Origin of the sequence: Micromonospora sp. NPDC005087 (genome assembly GCF_042872965.1) — a bacterium.
GTDB lineage: Bacteria > Actinomycetota > Actinomycetes > Mycobacteriales > Micromonosporaceae > Micromonospora.
Window position 1 is genome coordinate 23,444 of record NZ_JBIALB010000035.1, and the last position, 6,192, is coordinate 29,635.

Sequence of the window (6,192 nt, forward strand, 5' to 3'; positions counted from 1 at the left end):
ACGGAAAGTGGGCCAGATCCTGAAAACTGACCACGTGGTTCCGGCTGAATCGGGACCATCTCCTGAAGCATCGGGAGGTGCTGAGCGTGGAGGACTGGGCGGAGATCCGGCGGCTGCGGCGGTCGGAGGGCATGGCGATCCAGGCCATCGCACGGCGGTTGAGGATGTCTCGCAACACCGTGAAGAAGGCCCTGGCCAGTGACGAGCCGCAGCGGTATCGGCGGGCGACGAAGGGTTCGATCGTGGACGGGGTCGAGCCGCAGATCAGGGCGTTGTTGGCGGAGTTCCCGGACATGCCCTCGACGGTGATCATGGAACGGGTCGGCTGGACTCGGGGCAAGACGGTGTTCTGCGATCGGGTGCAGCAGCTGCGGCCGTTGTTCCGCCGCCCGGACCCGGCCCAGCGAACGGAGTATCTGCCGGGTGAGCTGGCGCAGTGTGATCTGTGGTTCCCGCCGGCGGACGTGTCGTTGGGCTTCGGGCAGGTCGGCAGGCCTCCGGTGTTGGTGATGGTGTCGGGGTATTCGCGGTGGCTGTCGGCGGTGATGATCCCGTCCCGGCAGTCGGCGGACCTGCTGGGCGGGCACTGGACGCTGATCTCCGGGTGGGACCGGACGCCCAAGGCGTTGGTGTGGGACAACGAGTCCGCTGTCGGGCAGTGGCGGGCCGGCAGGCCGCAGTTGACGGAGGCGATGAACGCCTTCCGCGGCACCCTCGGCATCAAGGTGATCCAGTGCCGGCCGGCGGACCCGGAGGCCAAGGGCCTGGTCGAGCGGGCCAACGGCTATCTGGAGACCTCGTTCCTGCCCGGCCGCCGGTTCGCCTCGCCGCAGGACTTCAATGCCCAACTCACCGAGTGGTTGGTGCGGGCGAACAACCGCCAGCACCGAATGTTGGGCTGCCGACCCGTGGACCGGTGGGACGCCGACCGGGCCGCGATGCTGTCGCTGCCGCCGGTCGCGCCGGTGGTTGGCTGGCGACAAACCACACGGTTGCCTCGGATCTTGCGTAGGTCGTAAGCGGCTTGCCGGACGGTGTAGTCGCTGTTGCCGGTCATGGTGTGCACCTTGGCGTCTAGGCTAGGGCTTGAGCGATTCGCCGGGAGTCAGGTAGCGGTAGCGGTCGCCGGCCTTTCCGCCGAGCCAACCGTTGACGCTGGCGAGACCGCGTTCGTTGAGTTGGGCGTCGTGGATGGCGATCGCCCGTCGCGGGTCGACCGCCTTGACGAAGTCGATCGCCTCGACCAGCTTCAGCCATGAGCCCTGCGCCGGCACCAGGAGCGTCTCGACCGGCTGCTCCGGGACGTGCAGTGAGTCGCCCGGGTGATAGAGCGCGTCCTCGACGAGGTAGCCCAGGTTGGCGCAGTCCGGCTGTCCGCCGTAGATGAACGCGTGCCGGCCGCCCACCGCTCGTACCCGGAACCCGGCCGGGGTGAACTCCTCGCCCGCAGACACTCCGGTCACCGCGAGCCGCGGGAGGTCCGCCTCGGCCGGTGCGTAGACCGGCACGCCGAGCCCGGCCAGCCGTAATACGTCGGCGTGGTCGGCGTGTTCATGCGTCACCAGCACCGCGTCGGCGCCGGCCAGGGCGGCCGGTTCGCTCCAGATGCCGGGGTCGATGACGAGCACCCGCCCGTCGTGTTCGAGTCGCACGCAGGCATGGGTGTACTTGGTGATCCGCATGCTGTATTAAGGTCCGCCGGCCGGCCGGGCCCCAGCGACTTCACCCCGGTGCCCGGATGGTCCGTTTCCGAGCGTTCCCGACCAGGCCGATCAGGGCGATCGCGGCCAGCACGATAACGAAGATGGTGAACTCGTTCGCGGTGCGGCGCAGGCCGCCCCCGTGCACCACCAGGAAGCCGGCGATGACGGCGGGCAGGCCGAGGGCCACATAGCAGATGATGTAGATCAGGGAGAGCACGCTCGCCCGTTCATGCGCCTCGACCAGCGGCATCACCGTCTTGAGACCGCCCTGGAAGGTGCCGCCGAAGCCGATGCCGGCGAGCACGACGCCGACGAAGAAGACCGCGATGGAGTTGGCGTCGATCGCGACCATCGTAATGATCATGCCAAGGATGAGAGTGGCGATTCCGGTGAGCATCGAGGTCCGCGCGGTTGCGTTGCGCAGCACGAAGACGGCGGCGGACGAGACGCCGGTGAAGACGAAGATCGCCACCCCGCCGATCGCGATCGAGGTGGGGCCGAGTAAGCGGACGAGCGCCGGACCGAGGGCGCCGAAGAAGCTCAGCAGCGACCACCCGGCGACGAACACCGGAGCGGCCACCAGCATCGGCCCGCGTACGGTGCGGGGCAGGCTGATTTCCGGCAACAGGCTCCGTACCGCGCCGGGCTTGGCGGTGACCGTCTCGGGCATCAGCACCACCCCGACGGCCTGGATCAGCAGGACCACCAGCAGGACGATGTAGATCAGTCGGGTCGGTGCGGGCAGGAACTGGACGAGAAGCGCCGAGAGGAGGGCGCCGAGGCCGCCCCCTATACCCGGGGCGATCGAGTTGGCGAGCGTGCCCCGGGCGCGGTTGACGTCCAGCATGGCCGCCCCGATCGCGCCGATGGCGAGGCCGACCGCGAGCCCTTGCACGATACGGGCCGCCAGCAGCGTGGGTACACCGTTGGCGAGGATGAAGATGATCAGCGAGATCATCTGGATCGCGATCGCGACGATCAGGACCGGCCGCCGCCCGACATGGTCGGAGAGCTTGCCGGCGGTCAGCAGCGAGCCGAGTACCGCGACGGCGTAGACGCCGAACACGACGGTGGTGACGATCGGGGAGAAATGCCAGGCCGCCTGGTAGGTCGAGTAGAGGGGGGTCGGGGCGAACGAGGAGGCGAGGAACGACACGAGGATCGAGGCGAGCAGGAACAGGGTGAGGTTCGGCCCGAGATGGCCCCGCCGGAGGGTGCTGCCGCTGCTCATCTCAATTGCTCCTCGCGGTCAACGTCGGCTGCGTCACGGTGAAGTCCCGTTCCTCGGGCGCCAAGTACCCGGTACCGCCGCTGACATGCGGATGGCGAGGCTAGCTAGGCGCCGCCAGCAGGTCATCCCTGACCCGAACCCCAGTTCCTGGGGCAGGAACTCCCAGGGAATCCCGGTGTGCAGCACGAACAGGATCCCGCACAACGCCTTGCGGTCATCCAGCCGTTTACGGCCGGGATACCGGTACCGGCGCTGGTGGGCGGGCAGGAGCGGTTCGATGCGCTGCCGCAGCCCGTCCGGCAGGATCCACGGCGGCTGTTGGCCCTTCCTCATGACCGAGCCGACTACCCCGCGACCGGCCTGCCAACCTCATTGCGTTAGGGGTTCTTAGTCGAAGCGCAGGCTGCCCGTCCGTTCCCGCTTCAGCTCGAAGAAGCCCGGGTGTGCCGAGAGGGTCCGCACTGCGTCGAAGAGCCGCGCCGCCTCCTCGCCCCGCGGGATGCTGTTCATCACCGGGCCGAAGAAGGCCGTTCCGTCGATGTGCATCGTGGGCGTGCCCACATAACCGCCCGCCGCAGGATCCTTGCCCGCGTCGTGGCTGCGCTGGAGGGCGGCGTCGTACTCGGCCGAACGCGCTGCCTCCGCGAGGCTCGCGGGGAGCCCGAGCTCGGCCAGGGACTCGGCAGCGACCGCGTCGAAGTCCTCCATTCCCTTATCGTGAATGCGGGTGCCGAAGGCGGTGTAGAGGCCGCGGAGTACGTCCTCGGAGTGGTGCTCGACCGCGGCCGTGGCGACGCGGACCAGGCCGCGGGAGCGATCGACAAGATCGCGATACCAGCCGGGCAGCTCGTTGCCCTCGTTGTGCAGATACAGGCTCATGACGTGAAACCGGACGTCAAGGTCGCGCAGCGGCTCCACCTCGAGGATCCACCGCGAGGTGATCCAGGCGAAAGGGCAGGCGGGGTCGAAGTAGAAGTCGACTCGGGTCTGCGGCGTGGGTGCTTCACCTGTCATGGCAGCGATGTTATCGCACGGATTGGAACATGCTTAAGGTCCAATACCATGACGAAATCCTGGTCCACTTCGGCAGCCCTGGGCGTGGATCTCCATCTGGACCCGGCCCCCCGGCGAGCGGCCGCCGGTCCGGGCTCGAACAGGCGCTCCGGGATGCCATCCGCACCGGGCGGCTCGCCCCGCACACCCGGATGCCCGCCACCCGCAAGCTGGACGCCGAACTCGGCCTGTCCCGGGGGGACGGTGCAGGTGAGGTTCCCCCGGTAGCTCGGAGGCTTTCGATCCTGCTCTGATAGAGCGGAAGGGAGTCCTCCGAGGTCGCCCAGAAGAAGTACCCCGACGAGCTGCGGGCTCGGGCGGTGCGGTTGTACCGGGAGTCTGATCCCAGGCCGGTGATCCGGCAGTTGGCCGCCCAGCTTGGCGTGCATCACGAGGCGCTGCGCAACTGGATCCGCCAGGACGAGGCCGACCGCGGCGAGCGCGGCGACCGCCCCACCACCTCGAAGCTGGAGGAGTTGCGGCACCTGCACAAGGAGAACGCCGAGCTCAAGCGAGCCAACGAAATCTTGAAGGCGGCGAGCGCTTTTTTCGCCCTGGAACTCGACCCGACCCGGCGACGGTCATGAGGCTCGTGGACGAGCTGCGTGACCGCTTCGGGGTCGAGCCCGTCCTCCGGGTGATCGGCGTGGCCACGTCAACGTTCTACGGCTGGCTCGCTCAGGCCGCCAGCCCGTCGCAGCGCCGCCGTGACGACGCCGAGCTGCTCGACCAGATCCGGGCGGTGCACGACCGGTCGGGCGGCACCTACGGCAGCCCGCGGGTGCACGCGATGCTGCGTCGCCGGGGCTGGCGCATCGGCCGCGAACGGGTCGAGCGGCCGATGCGCGCCGACGGCCGGCAGGGCGCCTTCCTGCGCAAGAAGTGGCGCCCGCCGTCCTCGCGTTCTGATCCGAAGGCCACGCCGGCGCCGGACCTGGTCTGCCGCAACTTCACCGCGGTCGTCAGTCCAGTTTTCGCGGTGTTGACTCAATCGTGATCGTGGACCGGCTGACAAGGAGACGCATCATGGCTCGACTCGACAACGGCCAGACCTTCCCGACCCTCGAGGTGCCGCGTACCGGCGGGGGCGCCCTCCGGCTACCCGACGAGTTCGCCGGGCACTACGGCGTCGTACTGATCTACCGGGGCTCCTGGTGCCCCTACTGCACCGCCCAGCTCGCGGCGTTCCAGCGCGCCACCGACACCCTCACCGCACTCGACGTCCAGGTCGCCGCGCTCTCCGTCGACGATGAACCAACCACCAAGGCGCTGGTCGACAAGCACCACCTCGCATTCCCCGTCGGCCACAGCGCGGACGCCGAGCAGGTCGCCGCCCTGACCGGCGCGTACCTCAACGACGACCCCCGTCACCTGCAGTCGACCGGCTTCGTCCTCGGCCCGGACGGCTCCGTACTCAACGCCGTCTACTCCAGCGGCGCCATCGGCCGCCTCGTACCGGAGGACGTCGCCGGGCTGGTGCGCTACCTGCGCTCCCACGCCTGACACCATGGCCCCGCCGCGGCCGGCCATGCTGGAGTGCGCGCACAGACACCCCATCGTGGCCGGGTACGCGGTGGACACCAGCCGCGGGAACCGCCACCCGTGGAAGCAGGACAAGGCCGGACCCACGCCCCGTAAGCGGGCGGTAAGGGTGTCAGACCAGGCCGCCGGGCTAGCGTTGTCGGCCGCCAGCCGCCGCGGCTTCGGGCGCCGTCGGCGCACATGAGCCTGGTTGTGTGCACACCACGGCTGATACCGGCCGTCGGGTTTGCGGTTGCGAGCGATCTCCCGGTACACGCTCTGGTAACTCTTGCCGATCCGGGCGGCGATCGACTTGACCTGCTCTCCTCGGGCGAGCCCGTCGGCGATCTCGATCCTGTCGTCCTGACTCAGATACCGCCCGCTGATCGGGGTTTCGACATAGCTCACGCTGCCAGCGTCGATGAACCACAATGATCCACAACTCAGCGACACGCCCACTTCCTGGGCGGCTCGAGCACCCAGCACTCCTGTCCTGATCAGTTCGAAATAGCGACGCTTGACGTCCGTCGACATCTTGTTCGGCGCGTATCTCGGCATGCGAACCCCGTCCCATCAGGATTCGCAACGACCAGTGACGTGATCTCAACAAGAATCCGGTAGGTATCGGTATTCGAAATGGGTGAGGTGGAGAGCGGCGCGGACGATGTCGCCGACCTGCCGTGG

At 68.4% G+C, this 6,192-nt stretch carries 5 protein-coding genes and 4 pseudogenes; 4 read left to right on the forward strand and 5 right to left on the reverse strand.

The features are described 5' to 3' along the window. Positions 1-77: 77 nt before the first annotated feature. Positions 78-1,001, forward strand: a pseudogene (istA, locus tag ACFYPS_RS34635) (IS21 family transposase); the annotation flags it as partial. 78 nt (positions 1,002-1,079) lie between these two features. On the opposite strand, the gene ACFYPS_RS34640 reads toward istA, so the two are convergent. The 4 genes and pseudogenes from ACFYPS_RS34640 to ACFYPS_RS34655 all read right to left on the reverse strand — a co-directional run bounded on the left by ACFYPS_RS34640 (position 1,080) and on the right by ACFYPS_RS34655 (position 3,948). After that, the gene (locus ACFYPS_RS34640; protein ID WP_387330418.1) at positions 1,080-1,682 is read right to left on the reverse strand and encodes an MBL fold metallo-hydrolase; all 603 of its coding nucleotides are present in this window, start codon (positions 1,680-1,682) and stop codon (positions 1,080-1,082) included. A 40-nt stretch (positions 1,683-1,722) separates the two neighbouring features. Further along, complete coding sequence (locus tag ACFYPS_RS34645; protein WP_387330421.1) at positions 1,723-2,934, reverse strand: MFS transporter; 1,212 nt, start codon at positions 2,932-2,934, stop codon at positions 1,723-1,725. A gap of 105 nt (positions 2,935-3,039) precedes the next feature. Beyond that, positions 3,040-3,267: pseudogene (locus ACFYPS_RS34650) on the reverse strand (transposase); the annotation flags it as partial. Between the two features lie 54 nt (positions 3,268-3,321). Next, positions 3,322-3,948 (reverse strand): DsbA family protein, encoded by a 627-nt coding sequence (locus ACFYPS_RS34655; protein ID WP_387330424.1) that lies wholly within the window; start codon positions 3,946-3,948, stop codon positions 3,322-3,324. 335 nt (positions 3,949-4,283) lie between these two features. On the opposite strand from ACFYPS_RS34655, the pseudogene ACFYPS_RS34660 reads away from it, so the two are divergent. From ACFYPS_RS34660 to ACFYPS_RS34670, 3 genes and pseudogenes are all read left to right on the forward strand, one after another. Beyond that, positions 4,284-4,574 (forward strand): annotated as a pseudogene (locus ACFYPS_RS34660) (transposase); the annotation flags it as partial. Further along, positions 4,571-4,984, forward strand: coding sequence for an IS3 family transposase (locus ACFYPS_RS34665; protein WP_387330427.1), 414 nt, complete (start codon positions 4,571-4,573; stop codon positions 4,982-4,984). The pseudogene ACFYPS_RS34660 and the gene ACFYPS_RS34665, both read left to right, overlap by 4 nt. 29 nt (positions 4,985-5,013) lie before the next feature. Then, positions 5,014-5,490: a peroxiredoxin family protein gene (locus tag ACFYPS_RS34670; protein ID WP_387330429.1), complete on the forward strand. Its 477-nt coding sequence runs from the start codon at positions 5,014-5,016 to the stop codon at positions 5,488-5,490. A gap of 282 nt (positions 5,491-5,772) precedes the next feature. Here ACFYPS_RS34670 and ACFYPS_RS34675 read toward each other — a convergent pair. Further along, positions 5,773-6,066, reverse strand: a pseudogene (locus ACFYPS_RS34675) (helix-turn-helix domain-containing protein); the annotation flags it as partial. Positions 6,067-6,192 lie beyond the last annotated feature (126 nt).